Origin of the sequence: Bacillus spizizenii TU-B-10, from assembly GCF_000227465.1 — a bacterium.
Lineage (GTDB): Bacteria > Bacillota > Bacilli > Bacillales > Bacillaceae > Bacillus > Bacillus spizizenii.
Map to the genome: position 1 here is coordinate 1,226,469 of NC_016047.1, position 13,930 is coordinate 1,240,398.

The window sequence follows — 13,930 nt, forward strand, 5'->3', positions numbered from 1 at the left end:
TCGACCCAGAGGTTTCTTGAATTTTCTGATGAAGAAGGTTTTTCTTTTCCTCTTGTTCATCGCGGGTTTGGTTGTACTCGCTTTGAAACGCTTCAAGGACAAGCTGCTGTTCTAAGTTCAAAATTTTAGTTGTCGCTTTGATGGCTTTCAGCAGTTCTTGGTGATTTGTAATGGATGTTTCGTAAATGTTGATCATTGACAAAAGTAGTTCTTGAAACGCGCCCATGTACCATTTTGGCAGGAGGCCGATTCTTAAATGAATGGAGGCAATTCTGTTTCGCTTTTCAATGAATTCGTCATCGATAACGCCTGCAAACATTTCCTGAATATGCCGTTTTAACGTTTGTTTTAAGCGATCAACTGAGCTGTGATCATTAATGATATCCATCAATGAACTTTCGTGGTCAAGGTTTTTATAAAACGCATCGACGATATATACGATGTTTTCTTGAATTAACGGTTGAAGCTGCTCTAAAACGTAAAGCTCGGCATCTCCTAGTCTGACCATTTTGAGCTGTTTTTTGACATCTGCATGTTTGTTTGTGAGCTGAATGCGGTTTTTTTGTTGTCCGTTTGACTCAGAAAAATAAGCTGTTTCTTGTTTTCTATCTTTTTTAAATAACAATACCATGATCCCCCTTGGGAAAAATATAATTTTCACTTTTTGGCTTTTTAAGCCTTTTTCTTTTTTATCGGCCAAGAGAAACATGAATGAAGATGCAGATGAAAAATATTTAAAAAACCGTTCATTAAAATGAACGGTTTAATCGAGATCTATTTGTTTTAATGGTTTGATGGCCGGTCCCTCCACAACTTCACCGGTTGGCTTAAAGCGTGATCCGTGGCACGGACAATCCCACGTATGCTCGCCGTCGTTCCACTCGACCTCACAGCCTAAATGGGTGCACGTCGTATCGACGAGATGGAGGCAGCCTGTTTCATCTCTGAATGCTCCCGCACGTCTGCCGTTAATGGTGACGGCTTTTCCTTCACCCGGCGCAATCTCTTCAAATTGGACGTCGGGCTTTTCAAGCTTTCCTTTAATAAAATGTTTGGCGACATCGGCATTGTATGAGATCACTTTCTGCAGTCCGGGATTCAGATGGAAACGGGACGGCGTAAATATGCTTTCGTATGGATTATCTTTTCTCTCTACAAGGTCTGACAATAGAGTGGCCGCAACCCCTGATGACGTCATGCCCCATTTTTTGAACCCGGTCGCTACTAGAATATTGTCCTCATTTTCCGACATCGGCCCGATAAATGGGATTTTGTCAATTGTCACGAGATCCTGAGTGGACCAGTAATATGGGATGCTTTCGATGCCGATGGTGCTTTCGGCCAGCTGTCTCAGTGTTTCATAATGTGTAGACATGTCTTTTCCCTGGCCTGTTTTATGGCTTACCCCGCTGAAGAGAACCAGCTTTTCACCGTTTACAACCGTATAGCGGAGCGCCACTGACGGCTGATCGATACTTAAATACATGCCCTCGGGATATTCGATCTTCGGCTTGATGGCGAGGACATAAGATCTGTCAGAGTACATTCTCGTAGCATATAATCCGCCTCCGTCGTAAAAAGGGAAGTGGGAACAGCATATGATAAAGCGGCTCTTAATGGAGTGCCGGCTTTTTGTTACCACTTCTGGCCTTTCTCCTTTTTTGATATCAAGCGCAACGGTCTCTTCATAAATCCGTCCGCCTTTTTGAACAATCTGATCCAGAAGCGCCTTTAAGTATTGCAGCGGATGAAATTGGGCTTGATTTTTCATGACAAGCGCCAGCTTAGAACCTAAGGGAATCGGAAGATCCTTGATAAGGTCTCTTTCAATTCCGAGCTTTGTGTATGCCTCATGCTCAGTGCGGATTTTTTGTACAGCATTTTCTTTTGCTGTGTAAAGATAAGCGTCTTGTTCGATCCATTCGCAATCAATTTGATGTTCATCCACAATGCCTTTTATGTAATCAATTGCGTTTTGATTTGCTTCATAATAAAGCCTCGCGTGATTCAAACCAAAATTGCGGATAAATTCATCGTATATCATGTCATGCTGGGCGGTTATTTTAGCGGTTGTATGGGCAGTGGTGCCGTTGAGAACCTGATTTGCTTCAATCAAGACGACACGGAAGCCTCTCTTCGTGAGTTCGTACGCCGTTGTGATTCCCGTAATCCCGCCTCCGATAATGGTGACGTCACATTCAGTATCCTCTTGAAGCGCCGGAAAAGAAGGCAGGTCAGTTGATGTTTTCCAGTATGTTTCAGGTGCTTCCTTTGCAAAATATGGATTAGCCAAGCCATGATACCTCCCATCAGATTTATTCTTAATTTTTCCATATTATATCTTTTCATACATAGGAGGCAGGGATTGTTCATAACATAATAGGGTTGAAAAGGAGTGATTTCATTGGCGAATCAAAAAAAGAAAACATTGCCGCCTCAGCACCAGAACCAGCAGCCGGGTTTTGAATATCTCATGGATCCCCGTCCGGTTTTTGATAAGCCGAAGAAAGCGAAAAAATTAGAGGGCAAAACCGCTATCATTACTGGAGGAGACAGCGGGATCGGACGCGCTGTATCGGTGTTATTCGCAAAAGAAGGGGCTAATGTGGTCATTGTGTATTTGAATGAGCATCAGGACGCTGAGGAGACAAAGCAGTATGTAGAAAAGGAAGGGGTAAAATGCCTGCTGATTGCAGGAGATATCGGAGATGAAGCGTTTTGCAATGATGTGGTCATGCAGGCAAGCCAAGCGTTTCCGTCGATTGATATATTGGTCAACAATGCAGCTGAGCAGCATGTCCAGCCCAGTATTGAAAAAATCACAAGCCACCAGCTGGTCAGAACCTTCCAAACGAACATTTTCTCCATGTTTTACTTAACAAAGGCGGTGCTTCCTCATTTAAAAAAGGGAAGCTCTATCATTAATACTGCATCAATTACCGCCTATAAAGGGAATAAAACGCTGATCGATTATTCAGCGACAAAAGGTGCGATCGTTACGTTTACAAGGTCACTTTCCCAGTCGCTTGTTCAGCAGGGCATCCGGGTTAATGCAGTAGCGCCGGGCCCCATTTGGACACCGCTTATCCCGGCCAGCTTTGCGGCAAAGGATGTGGAAGTGTTTGGTTCAGACGTGCCGATGGAACGCCCGGGACAGCCGGTGGAAGTGGGGCCAAGCTATTTATACCTTGCCAGCGACGATTCCACCTATGTCACAGGACAGACGATTCACGTCAATGGCGGAACAATTGTGAATGGGTAATAAAAAGCCAATCCTTGAGGATTGGCTTATTCGCTCTGCTTGAGCGTTGCATATTCTTTAGAGAGCGTAAGAAACGCATCTTTATCTTTTTCGTCCAAGGCTTTGTTGATTTGGTCCGTCAGCATGGCCAGCCGACGCTTATACAAGGATTCATCGAGCACCATTTGAATGTAGACATCCGTCATTGTGACATCAAATTCTTTTGTTTTTTGCGTGTTGCGGGACTTCATGAGCTCAGTGTACGATTTTTTCTCTTTCATAAAGAATCCCCCCAATGCCTTTTTTATAGTATATGGATAACGGTCGAAAAAATCAATTAATTTTTATAATTTTTAGACAACTAATACTTGGCAATCTATCGACATATCCTGCAAAATGCCGTAAAACGGAAGATCTTATGAATGTAAAACCGGGTTATTACTAGTAATTTAGTACCAAAAAATATCATTAAAAGATGATTTTAGCTCATTTGTTAAAAAAACCTGTCGTTTTATAAAAACAGATGATAGATTATTAGTATAAATTTTGCAGAAAAAGGATGGAGGTCATAATATGAGTCAGAAAACAGACGCACCTTTAGAATCGTATGAAGTGAGCGGCGCAACAATTGCCGTGCTGCCAGAAGAAATCGACGGCAAAATTTGTTCCAAAATTATTGAAAAAGACTGCGTGTTTTACGTCAGTATGAAGCCGCTGCAAATTGTCGACAGAAGCTGCCGGTTTTTCGGATCAAGCTATGCGGGAAGAAAAGCAGGAACTTATGAAGTGACAAAAATTTCACACAAACCGCCGATCATGGTGGACCCTTCGAATCAAATCTTTTTATTCCCTACACTTTCTTCGACAAGACCCCAATGCGGCTGGATTTCCCATGTGCATGTGAAAGAATTCAAACCGACTGAATTCGACGATACGGAAGTGACGTTTTCGAATGGGAAAACAATGGAGCTGCCGATCTCCTGCAATTCGTTCGAGAACCAGGTATACCGGACAGCATGGCTAAGAACCAAATTCCAAGACAGAATCGAACACCGTGTGCCAAAACGGCAGGAATTTATGCTGTATCCGAAGGAAGAGCGGACGAAGATGATTTATGATTTTATTTTGCGTGAGCTCGGGGAGCGGTATTAGAAAAAAGAAAGGAGCTGACCAAACAGGGCAGCTCCTTCTCCTGCTTTAGGCTGTCGGAATTCCGCCGGTGATGCCATATACCTGAGATGTCACATAGCTTGAATTCTCTGAAGCTAAGAATACATAAACATCTGCCAATTCTACTGGCTGCCCAGCGCGGTTTAATGGAGCGGGCGGGGTGCCTTGGCCGAATTTTGGGATATTTTCCGTCGGCTGTCCACCGGAAATTTGCAGCGGTGTCCAGATTGGTCCAGGCGCAACAGAGTTTACTCTGATGCCTTTGGAAGCCAGTTGTTTTCCTAGTCCGACGGTAAAGCCGATAATGGCGTTTTTCGTTGCTGCGTAATCTAACAGCATCGGGCTTGGATTGTAGCCTTCAACTGAGGTGGTCGTAATAATTGATGCGCCCTCCGGCAACAACGGAAGTGCCGCTTTTACAACCCAGTAAAGGGAAAAGACGTTCACTTCAAATGTTTTATAGATTTGTTCAGTAGGCAGGTCTTCGATGTTTTCGACTGCTTGCTGTTTGCCGGCAACCAGTGCTAGCACATCCAGCCCGCCGAGCTCCTCCTGCGCCTGTTTGACTAAATCCTGGCAAAAGGATTCGTCACTCAAGTCTCCGGGAATCAGCACTGCTTTTCGCCCTTCTGCTTCTATCAGTTCTTTCACCTCTTCAGCATCAGGCTGTTCCACAGGCAGGTAGTTAATGGCTACATCGGCACCTTCCCGGGCATAAGCAATCGCGGCAGCGCGGCCGATACCGGAATCGCCGCCGGTGACAAGCGCTTTTCGTCCAGTCAGCTTGCCAGATCCTTTGTAGCTTTTCTCTCCGCAATCCGGCACAGGCTTCATGTTCTGCTGCAGGCCAGGCGGTTCTTGGTATTGTTCAGGAAATTCATCATGAAAAAATGCTGTTAAAGGATTGCTAAGATTTGAATCAGACATCATCAACGCTCCTTTTCTGTTTGGTGTACATTCGTATGTGTACCCCTGAGCATATAGAGAAAAACATGTTTTGGCAGATTGAACACTGAAAGACAAAGAAAACAAGAAAAAACAAACCCTTCTTCCATATTTATCTTGTCAAATAAGATTATATGAATTATGATAAATTCGGGCTATAAATCAACTAAATATTGGATATAAGGGGGAGTGTAACGTCATGAAAAAAGCGGCTGCGGTTTTGCTGTCACTCGGTCTCGTTTTCGGTTTTTCATATGGATCTGACCATGTGGCGGAAGCCAAAACAAAGGTGAAGGTCTATAAGAATTGCAAGGAGTTAAACAAAGTATACAAAGGCGGGGTGGCCCGCACGTCGAAGGTGAAAAACAAAGGCGGAAAAACAAAGTACAAGCCTTATGTCTCTAAGGCGCTTTATGATGCCAATAAAAAGAAAGACCGCGACAAAGATTATATCGCCTGCGAACGTTAAACAAGAAAAAGCAATCTGATGTCCAGATTGCTTTTTTATGATTTATGCCGCCTGATCAGCCGCAGCACTTTTCGTTTTTCTTGTCGCAAAGCTTACAGCTACCATGACCGTAACATTCAAAAGCAGGGCGACTATGCCGACATTTAAGTCTTTTGCTGCTTGAGGCAGCGCGGGAAATAAAGTGCCGATCGTCGTTTCCGTCAATGTAATATAAGAAACCGCTCCGACACCTGTAATGATGCCGGCAAAGGCTCCCTGCTTCGTCACCATATTATGCTTGAACAGGCTGAACAGCAGGGCCGGAAATAATTGTGTGACAAGGCTGTAGCCCATCAATAACAGCGTAACGATGGTATTCCCGCCCTTGAAGGTAAAGTACACCGAAACCAGCGCGATCACCGGCACTAAAAACTTAGCAAGCACCGATACTTGCTGTTCTGTCGTGCGGGGCGCGAACACTTTGTACACATTTTTAGCAAACAGCGTAGAGGCAGACATTAAGATCATAGACCCCGGCACAAGCGCTGTCAGCAGTCCGGCGGCACCGATAATCCCGACAAACCAAGGGTCAAATGTTTGCAGTGACAGTCTCAAAAGCGATAGATCCCCGTCTGCGCCTTTCAGACCAGGAACTTGCAGGATAGCCGCAAAGCCGACGAAAAGGACGAAGAGCAGGACCAGCTGGTATAAAGGCATGATGATGGCGTTTTTGCGAAAGACTTTTGGGTTTTCGGCTGAATACGAAGCGGAAAACGTATGAGGCCACATGTAAAACCCAAGTGCTGTCAAGAGCACGGTTGAACTGAACCAGGCCGCACTTTGCCCCGTTTCGGGAAGCGTAAGAAAGCCTGGCTTTGCCGTTTCAATCTGCTGAAACATGTCTTGAAATCCGCCGTAGTAATGAATTGGCAAATACACACCTAAAAACAGAACGACAACCAAAATCATGATGTCTTTCACAACCGATATCCAGGCAGACCCGTGAATGCCGGATACCATAACGTAAACCGTGATCGAAATGGCGCCGATCCAGATGGCGGCGGTCGGAGAGATTTTGCCGTACGATGTTTCCGATACAATCAGCCCGAGGCCTTTCAGCTGCAGCACAAGATACGGAATGAGCGCGGCGATGCCGACCAGTGAAACGAGCACGCCAAGCAGCGGACTGTTATATTTTTTGGTGAAAAAATCAGACTGTGACATCAGCTTATGCTGTTTCGCGTACGTCCAAACCGCCGGCAGAAGCCAATAAGAAAGGATGTAAGCCAGGCATCCGTAGGCGATGATGTAAAAGGCCGGTCCGCCTTTGCCGTAGGCCCAGCCGCTTCCGCCGAGAAACGTAAATGTGGTATAAATTTCGCCTGCCATCAATAAGAACACGAATACGGTTCCGAAGCCGCGGCCTCCGACCGTCCACTGCTCAAGGTTCATATCTTTTCCTTTTTGGGCGCGTATGCCGAGAAAAATACTCAAAAGCAGGACGCCGAAAATGATGATGAGAGCTGCGTTCATTCTGCTTCCTCCTTTTTATTTTCGTTATCGAGGACATACACAATCGCCATCAACGCAGAGGTCAAAAGAGCCCACATCACGATATAGGCAAGAATAAACGGCATGCCGAACACATAGGGAGTCACTTTATTTGCAAAAGGGATGCCGAGTAAAATTCCGATAAAGGGCAAAGCGGCGAGAACGTGAATCAGTTTCATAGAATCCTCCTTCTCTTTTAGGATTGGGGTGTGCAAGCCCAAGCGTACTGAAAATGATGTCGCAGATATGGCGGCACATGTCATTTTTTGGGGCGAAAGGTTGTGGTTCGAATTATAAATAAATTTATTTTGTTTGTATAGTGGGAATTGTCTGAAATTTATTGTTGGAATTGCCCGAAGAGGGAGCGGGCAATCTTGGGAGAGTACAGAATGATTCAAAAGACTCATGGCCTGTCCGGGGCATATAAATAGAATGTTAATAATTCGCTGACCTGCTCCCGAATTCGCGGATTAAAATAGCGGTGCTTTTCTTCATAACCATCGATCACAAATACATAAAGCGTAAAGGCCTCATCGCGTTCCGCCTCGTGTATCGCAATTTTTCTTTTCCTCAGCTCTTTTCTGACCTCCATCAAATCCTTTTGTGCTATTTTTAATGATTCGCTGATAAGCTGTTTATAAGGATGCTTCAATTTTAATGTGCTTTGCTCAATTCCGGCGAGATCACGATTAAAAATCGTAATGGCCATGGGCAAAAAGAGAGCCCGTTCAATTAATTCGTATATTTCCTCCTGCAGATTCGGCATTGCTGACTCCTTCTTTCTAATGGGAACGTTTGTTCTATTTGTATTCTATATCGGCTGGTGAAATGTTTCAAGACAGAAAAAATCGCCAAAACTTTTTAGTTTTCTGCTGATAATGTGTAGAATAAGGATAGACAAACCCGGTAAGGAGTATAAATGTTGGAGCATTTTTTATCCTATTTCACACAAGAACATTTAACTGAATTATTTCAAAGCTATAGGGCTTTCGGTCCGCTTATTGCTGTGCTGCTGCCTTTAATTGAAGCATTTCTCCCGTTTTTGCCGCTGATCGTGTTTGTGGTGGCAAATACAAACTCGTTTGGTCTGTGGGAAGGATTCATCCTGTCTTGGGCGGGATCAACTGCTGGATCTATTCTCGTATTTTTGATTGTCCGTCAATACGGACAGAGAAGATTGCTTGGTTTTATCCGCAGTCATCCTTCGGTCAGAAAGCTGATGTTATGGGTGGAGAGGCACGGCTTCGGTCCCATGTTTCTTCTGCTTTGTTTTCCGTTTACACCGTCAGCCGCGGTGAATGTTGTTGCCGGTTTGTCGAGGATCGGAACGCGGCCGTTTATTTTGGCGGCAGCTTCGGGGAAGCTTGTCATGATTTTTATGATCAGCTTCATCGGATATGATCTGCACGCACTGATTACACAGCCGATTCGAACGGTCATTGCTGTATTGGTGATCACTATCTTATGGTATGTCGGCAAAAAGGTAGAGCGGTACCTGCATGTGAGAGCCAGTCAGCGTGAGCATGATGGAGGGAGACAGTAACATGAAAAAACGGTTTTGGTTTCTTGCCGGTGTAGTGTCCGTTGTTCTCGCCATTCAGGTTAAAAATGCCGTCTTTATTGATTACAAGGTAGAAGGCGTCAGTATGAACCCGACCTTTCAGGAAGGAAACGAACTGTTGGTCAATAAATTCTCACATCGATTTAAAACCATCCATCGTTTTGATATTGTCCTTTTTAAAGGCCCTGATCAAAAAGTGCTGATTAAGCGGGTAATCGGCTTGCCTGGTGAATCGATCAAATATAAAGATGATCAGCTGTATGTGAACGGAAAGCAGGTTGCTGAACCATTTTTGAAGCATTTGAAATCAGTTTCTGCCGGAAGCCATGTAACGGGTGATTTTACCTTGAAAGATGTGACAGGAACAAGCAAAGTGCCGAAAGGACAATATTTTGTTGTTGGAGATAATCGCATATACAGCTTCGACAGCCGGCACTTTGGTCCGATAAGAGAAAAAAATATTGTCGGTGTTATCTCTGATGCTGAATAAAAAGACGCCAATTGAAGAGGCGTCTTTTTTGTGCTGGTTTGGAAAAATGTGTTGAAGAAAAATTTGTAAGAGGATATAATTTAAATTGTTACGTGTGTAACAAAAAATGAAAATGGTTTTAGTTTTTCGTTTATTTTATTGGTTTTTGTTCGTTTTGTATGAAACAAAAGGAGTGATTAAGATGAATGTAGAAGCAGTGATTATAGGGGGAGGGCCGGTCGGATTCATGCTGGCTTCCGAGCTTGCGATGGCCGGGGTGAAAACATGTGTGATTGAGCGCCTTGAAAAGCCTGTTCCGCATTCCAAGGCGTTGACCCTCCATCCCCGGACGTTGGAGCTCCTTGAGATGAGAGGGCTGTTGGAACGTTTCGTATCCAAAGGAAGCAAGATACCTTCCGGGCACTTTTCGATGCTGGATACCCGTCTTGATTTTTCAGGCTTGGATACGAGCTGTCCTTACACGCTTTTGCTTCCGCAGGCCAAAACAGAGCAGCTGCTTGAGGAACATGCGCGAAGCCTGGGAGCAGAGGTGTTTCGAGGGGCAGAGGCATTGTCGGTTACGCAAAACGGGACAGAGACGCAAACGATTTTTAAGGATCGGGGCGGCAGTCTGCGGACGATCACGAGCATGTTTGTCGTTGGTGCCGATGGAGCAGGAAGTACCGTCCGGAAACAGGCTGGAATTGAGTTTCCAGGAACAGACAGCACTGTCACCGCTGCGCTTGGAGATGTGGCGCTCCTTTCTCCGCCGCCGTCAGGAGTGCTGTCCCTTTGCACAAAAGAGGGCGGTGTCATGATTGTTCCACTCTCTCCGGACCAATACCGTATCGTCGTGATCAGCCCTTATCGCACGCAGACGCCGAAAGATGTGCCTGTCACTGAGGAGGAGCTGAAAGCTGATCTCGCACGAATTTGCGGAACTGACTTCGGTTTAACCGAGCCTTCTTGGATGTCGCGGTTCGGGAACGCCGCGCGCCAAGCGAAGTGGTATCGGGACGACAGAATCTTTCTCGCTGGGGATGCGGCGCATATTCATTTTCCAGCGGGCGGCCAAGGGCTGAATGTTGGCCTACAGGATGCAATGAACCTTGGATGGAAGCTGGCGGCGGCCGTCAAGGGCGTTGCACCTTCATGGCTTTTGGACAGCTACCATAAGGAACGGCACCCAGCTGCTGAAGGGCTCCTGAGGAACACAGAGGCACAAACAAAGCTGTTTGATTTCAATCAAGCAGGCCTCCATTTGCGAAGTATGATGTCGGAACTGCTCGCCTTCCCTGAAGTGAATCGATATGTAGCGGGACAAATTTCTGCGCTCGATGTCAGGTATGAAGCTGATCCTAACATGCCGCCGCATCGTTTGAACGGGTCAAGGCTTCCTGATATGGAGCTGATTCTTTCCGACGGCAGTTCGGAACGGCTGTACAGCTGTCTCCATAACGGGACATTTGTTTTGTTATCGCTGACACAGGAGGCTTGTGATCATAGTCGATTAAAAGGCTTACGTACGGTAAACGCCTCGCTTGCAGAACCTAATGAAAAGTTGCGGGACGTGCATACGATTTTGATTCGCCCTGATGGACATGTTGCCTGGGCAGTGGGGGCATCGGAGCCCGATTGTGCCGAAGTGATTCAAGCAGGGGTCAGCCGCTGGATTTCCGTTGCCAGCCGGGTGTAGCTCAATTCGATTGTTTCATCTGTAACAAAACGGTATGATAGAAGAAACAATCGAATGAAAAAGGATGGAAAACCCGATGAATACAGATCATACGAAACGCAATATTTTTGAATTATATGCGGAGCTCATTCATCAGCAGGAGAAGTGGGAGGGGCTCATTAAAGCCTTTTTGTCTGACGAATTGAAGAAGCTGGATGCCGAGCACGGAAGTAAATCTCAATTGTCGATGACAGAAATTCATGTTCTTTCTTGTGTTGGGGACAATGAACCAATCAATGTCACGTCTATTGCAGAAAAAATGAATACGACAAAAGCGACTGTATCGCGCATCAGCACAAAGTTGCTCGGCGCAGGCTTCCTTCACAGAACACAGCTCAGCGATAACAAAAAGGAGGTCTACTTCCGATTGACGCCGGCGGGAAAAAAACTGCACAGTTTGCACAAATATTATCACCAGAAGGTCGAACAGCGTTTTCTGTCATTTTTTGACCGATATACAGAGGAAGAGATTCTTTTTGCGGAACGGCTGTTTCGGGATCTGGTGACAAAGTGGTATCCGTCATCTGAAGAAATGGAAGAGGGTCTTCACAACGTTTTTAAATAAAAAACACGCACTGAGGTGCGTGTTTTTCACGTTTCTTCTTTCTTTTTCAAGATTGTAACGTAAATCAGATTTCCTCCGGCTAAAATCATAAGCGGCAGTCCAGGGGAGCCGGATGTCACCAAATTATAAATCAGCCAGATTCCTAAACATATTCCATAATATAAGTGCATTGCCTTCTCGGGATTGTCGCGCAGCAAACTTCCTTTAATAATCTTTTTCATCATATCGCCCCTATTAATTTTAGGATTTCCCTTTAGTTTACATGCATCTTCGGTTCATCTCAAAATTTGCTCTTTGGCTTTTGATGCTCTCAAAATATTTCGAGGGAATTTTAGAATTATTTTTTTACAGATACGTTTTCTGATAACTCTGCTAATTCTTTGTATGCTTTGTTAACCACCTTTTCTGTTGAATTGTTAATCCCTCTTTTACAAATAAATTACCTTGATCACCTTTTCGATAACTCAAGTGAACAAAGTTCTCGGACAGTAAAGAATCATAATCACTTCTATCATCTACTATCTCCCTTGCTAAAACACTGTTTTCTCCATATAAACAAGGAAAGATCTTCTGTAGCAAGCCACCCGTTTAGTCCTTTTATTTCCTCTTGGGGAATGTCCCACTTTCTATTTCGGCTAATACTCCCATAGAATCAACAAATGTAATATATGTTTCATTTTCACGCGTAAGAATTTTCGTACCCTCACTTAATAGACCCTGTCATTTCTCAGCTAAGTCTGTTGTTAACTTGCCAATATCTTCTGCAGAGATGCCGTACCATCCAACAATACGTTATGAATCAACCTATTCTGAAATTGGTCAGAGATCTCTAGAATACCCAAGTAACTTGTAATTTTACTTTCTCATAATCGGAACCACTGATCTTTTTCACTCAATGTATCTTCTATATATATAAATTTGTACATGTATTTACCTCAATTCATTCATTTGTTTTATTTTTATTTGAAAAGTAAAAAGAGGACATTAAGTCCTCTTCTTACTTACGATATGTCTATTAATATCTTTCATTTACATGTGTTTTTGAAGCTGTGCTTTCAAGTGAAATGGGGTCTTCTGTTTTAGTTCTCCTAATCTTTACAGAAATACCTACTAGAATGACTGCCATAGTTGTAAATATTCCCATGGTTAATAAGATCGTATCATGATTTAAACTCCATCCAATTAAGAAAGAGATGATTGCTCCTCCGAAACTTGCCGAAGCTATAAATAAACTTGTAACTTCGTCAACGTACTTCTGAATAATGATAGATGCTAGTGTTAAAGCAATGGGAAATATGCCCGCTATACTTAGACCAATTAAAAATGTGCCACCCAATTGAAGTATTGGGTTACTTATATAAGAGAAGGCGATCAATAAAACAATTAAACAACTGCAACTAAATAGGAGGTACTTAGAAAAATCAAGCCTTCTGCTTACTAAACCAATCAGTATTCTTCCTATGATGATCCCTACCCAGAAAAAGGAGACACTGATAAGACTGATTTGTTCATTGTCTTGGTTTATCATGATTGAAGGTAAAAAGTTGGCGAAATTTGTTTCAATACCAGCATATAGGAAAGCGAAAAATACAAAAAAACCTAATTGCTTTGATTTTTTTCTATCTCCTATAAAGTATTGGAATGCTCCTACATTTGGCAAGGTCACTTGCTGGTTAGCCTTCTTAGCGTACTTTCGGTTCTTGGATAAGAAAATTAACCATCCTCCTAATAGGACAAACAAAAAGGTGAATATGCAGTAATACGGTAAAAACCAGTTATTGATATTGATGAAGGAATTAATTAATAATGGGAAAGTTAAAGCGCCTAATCCAAAGAGGACTTCCAACTTACTCATTTTTTCTGCATTACTTTCGAAATTAGCAATAACAAAGGAACCAACTGTCGTTTCTAATGTACCTGCTCCATATCCTAAGAGAAAAGCCATTACAACAATATAATACCAATCCTTAGTTAGAAAAAAGATACTTAACGCTACAAGCATTATTGTCAAAGCTAAAGTAAGTGTCCTAAAGTGACTGTATTTCTTAATCATTAACGGTGCGATTAATACTCCGCTTAGGAATCCGGTAAATTGAAAGAAAATGATGACCGAAATATCATCTGTTGTCTTGTTAAAAGACTCTAATAGAAATGGTGTCAAACTCCCTGTTGATATATGGATTATACCTACTGTAAAAAAGAAAGCATATCCAAATAAATATGTTCCTCTTAACATTCATTACAC

15 protein-coding genes and 1 pseudogene are annotated in these 13,930 nt (G+C 43.5%); 7 read left to right on the plus strand and 9 right to left on the minus strand.

The window, feature by feature from the left end; all coding sequences use genetic code 11:
- Nucleotides 1-130 precede the first annotated feature (130 nt).
- Together GYO_RS44310 and GYO_RS28035 are read right to left on the minus strand one after the other, a co-directional pair.
- A pseudogene (locus GYO_RS44310) lies at nt 131-709 on the minus strand (protoglobin domain-containing protein); the annotation flags it as partial.
- 54 nt (nt 710-763) lie between these two features.
- Nucleotides 764-2,293, minus strand: coding sequence for an FAD-dependent oxidoreductase (locus GYO_RS28035; protein ID WP_014113276.1), 1,530 nt, complete (start codon nt 2,291-2,293; stop codon nt 764-766).
- Nucleotides 2,294-2,404: 111 nt separating this feature from the next.
- Here GYO_RS28035 and GYO_RS28040 point away from each other — a divergent pair, with 111 nt between their 5' ends.
- Nucleotides 2,405-3,262: an SDR family oxidoreductase gene (locus GYO_RS28040; protein ID WP_014113277.1), complete on the plus strand. Its 858-nt coding sequence runs from the start codon at nt 2,405-2,407 to the stop codon at nt 3,260-3,262.
- Between the two features lie 26 nt (nt 3,263-3,288).
- On the opposite strand, the gene GYO_RS28045 is transcribed toward GYO_RS28040, so the two are convergent.
- Nucleotides 3,289-3,522: an IDEAL domain-containing protein gene (locus GYO_RS28045; protein ID WP_014113278.1), complete on the minus strand. Its 234-nt coding sequence runs from the start codon at nt 3,520-3,522 to the stop codon at nt 3,289-3,291.
- A gap of 292 nt (nt 3,523-3,814) precedes the next feature.
- Between GYO_RS28045 and comK the strand changes: the two genes are divergently transcribed.
- On the plus strand, nt 3,815-4,393 hold the full coding sequence (gene comK / locus GYO_RS28050; protein ID WP_014113279.1) for a competence transcription factor ComK: 579 nt from the start codon (nt 3,815-3,817) through the stop codon (nt 4,391-4,393).
- 45 nt (nt 4,394-4,438) lie between these two features.
- On the opposite strand, the gene GYO_RS28055 is transcribed toward comK, so the two are convergent.
- Nucleotides 4,439-5,338, minus strand: a complete 900-nt coding sequence (locus GYO_RS28055; RefSeq protein ID WP_014113280.1) for an SDR family oxidoreductase — start codon at nt 5,336-5,338, stop codon at nt 4,439-4,441.
- A gap of 217 nt (nt 5,339-5,555) precedes the next feature.
- Here GYO_RS28055 and GYO_RS28060 point away from each other — a divergent pair, with 217 nt between their 5' ends.
- Nucleotides 5,556-5,825 (plus strand): excalibur calcium-binding domain-containing protein, encoded by a 270-nt coding sequence (locus tag GYO_RS28060; RefSeq protein WP_014113282.1) that lies wholly within the window; start codon nt 5,556-5,558, stop codon nt 5,823-5,825.
- Nucleotides 5,826-5,867: 42 nt separating this feature from the next.
- On the opposite strand, the gene GYO_RS28065 is transcribed toward GYO_RS28060, so the two are convergent.
- The 3 genes from GYO_RS28065 to GYO_RS28075 all read right to left on the minus strand — a co-directional run bounded on the left by GYO_RS28065 (nt 5,868) and on the right by GYO_RS28075 (nt 8,121).
- Entirely contained in the window at nt 5,868-7,337 is a 1,470-nt protein-coding gene (locus GYO_RS28065; protein ID WP_014113283.1) for a sodium:solute symporter family protein, read from the minus strand.
- Nucleotides 7,334-7,534 (minus strand): DUF3311 domain-containing protein, encoded by a 201-nt coding sequence (locus GYO_RS28070; protein ID WP_014113284.1) that lies wholly within the window; start codon nt 7,532-7,534, stop codon nt 7,334-7,336. Before GYO_RS28070 ends, GYO_RS28065 begins: the two co-directional genes overlap by 4 nt.
- 224 nt (nt 7,535-7,758) lie before the next feature.
- On the minus strand, nt 7,759-8,121 hold the full coding sequence (locus GYO_RS28075; protein ID WP_014113285.1) for a YhjD family protein: 363 nt from the start codon (nt 8,119-8,121) through the stop codon (nt 7,759-7,761).
- Nucleotides 8,122-8,274: 153 nt separating this feature from the next.
- Between GYO_RS28075 and GYO_RS28080 the strand changes: the two genes are divergently transcribed.
- From GYO_RS28080 to GYO_RS28095, 4 genes are all read left to right on the plus strand, one after another.
- On the plus strand, nt 8,275-8,898 hold the full coding sequence (locus tag GYO_RS28080; protein WP_014113286.1) for a TVP38/TMEM64 family protein: 624 nt from the start codon (nt 8,275-8,277) through the stop codon (nt 8,896-8,898).
- Between the two features lies 1 nt (nt 8,899).
- On the plus strand, nt 8,900-9,406 hold the full coding sequence (gene lepB, locus GYO_RS28085; protein ID WP_014113287.1) for a signal peptidase I: 507 nt from the start codon (nt 8,900-8,902) through the stop codon (nt 9,404-9,406).
- A 175-nt stretch (nt 9,407-9,581) separates the two neighbouring features.
- The gene (locus tag GYO_RS28090) at nt 9,582-11,081 is read left to right on the plus strand and encodes a monooxygenase (RefSeq protein WP_080010120.1); all 1,500 of its coding nucleotides are present in this window, start codon (nt 9,582-9,584) and stop codon (nt 11,079-11,081) included.
- Between the two features lie 76 nt (nt 11,082-11,157).
- Nucleotides 11,158-11,685, plus strand: a complete 528-nt coding sequence (locus GYO_RS28095; protein WP_014113289.1) for a MarR family transcriptional regulator — start codon at nt 11,158-11,160, stop codon at nt 11,683-11,685.
- Nucleotides 11,686-11,711: 26 nt separating this feature from the next.
- Here GYO_RS28095 and GYO_RS28100 read toward each other — a convergent pair whose 3' ends face one another.
- Nucleotides 11,712-11,909, minus strand: a complete 198-nt coding sequence (locus GYO_RS28100; RefSeq protein WP_014113290.1) for a hypothetical protein — start codon at nt 11,907-11,909, stop codon at nt 11,712-11,714.
- 791 nt (nt 11,910-12,700) lie between these two features.
- The gene (gene glcP / locus GYO_RS28105; protein ID WP_014113291.1) at nt 12,701-13,921 is read right to left on the minus strand and encodes a glucose/mannose transporter GlcP; all 1,221 of its coding nucleotides are present in this window, start codon (nt 13,919-13,921) and stop codon (nt 12,701-12,703) included.
- Nucleotides 13,922-13,930 lie beyond the last annotated feature (9 nt).

Coding starts and splice junctions, on each gene's coding strand:
- GYO_RS28045 (WP_014113278.1), bottom strand. CDS start 3,522: ATGAAAGAGAAAAAATCGTACACTGAGCTCATGAAGTCCCGCAACACG.
- comK (WP_014113279.1), top strand. CDS start 3,815: ATGAGTCAGAAAACAGACGCACCTTTAGAATCGTATGAAGTGAGCGGC.
- GYO_RS28055 (WP_014113280.1), bottom strand. CDS start 5,338: ATGTCTGATTCAAATCTTAGCAATCCTTTAACAGCATTTTTTCATGAT.
- GYO_RS28060 (WP_014113282.1), top strand. CDS start 5,556: ATGAAAAAAGCGGCTGCGGTTTTGCTGTCACTCGGTCTCGTTTTCGGT.
- GYO_RS28065 (WP_014113283.1), bottom strand. CDS start 7,337: ATGAACGCAGCTCTCATCATCATTTTCGGCGTCCTGCTTTTGAGTATT.
- GYO_RS28070 (WP_014113284.1), bottom strand. CDS start 7,534: ATGAAACTGATTCACGTTCTCGCCGCTTTGCCCTTTATCGGAATTTTA.
- GYO_RS28075 (WP_014113285.1), bottom strand. CDS start 8,121: ATGCCGAATCTGCAGGAGGAAATATACGAATTAATTGAACGGGCTCTC.
- GYO_RS28080 (WP_014113286.1), top strand. CDS start 8,275: ATGTTGGAGCATTTTTTATCCTATTTCACACAAGAACATTTAACTGAA.
- lepB (WP_014113287.1), top strand. CDS start 8,900: ATGAAAAAACGGTTTTGGTTTCTTGCCGGTGTAGTGTCCGTTGTTCTC.
- GYO_RS28095 (WP_014113289.1), top strand. CDS start 11,158: ATGAATACAGATCATACGAAACGCAATATTTTTGAATTATATGCGGAG.
- GYO_RS28100 (WP_014113290.1), bottom strand. CDS start 11,909: ATGATGAAAAAGATTATTAAAGGAAGTTTGCTGCGCGACAATCCCGAG.
- glcP (WP_014113291.1), bottom strand. CDS start 13,921: ATGTTAAGAGGAACATATTTATTTGGATATGCTTTCTTTTTTACAGTA.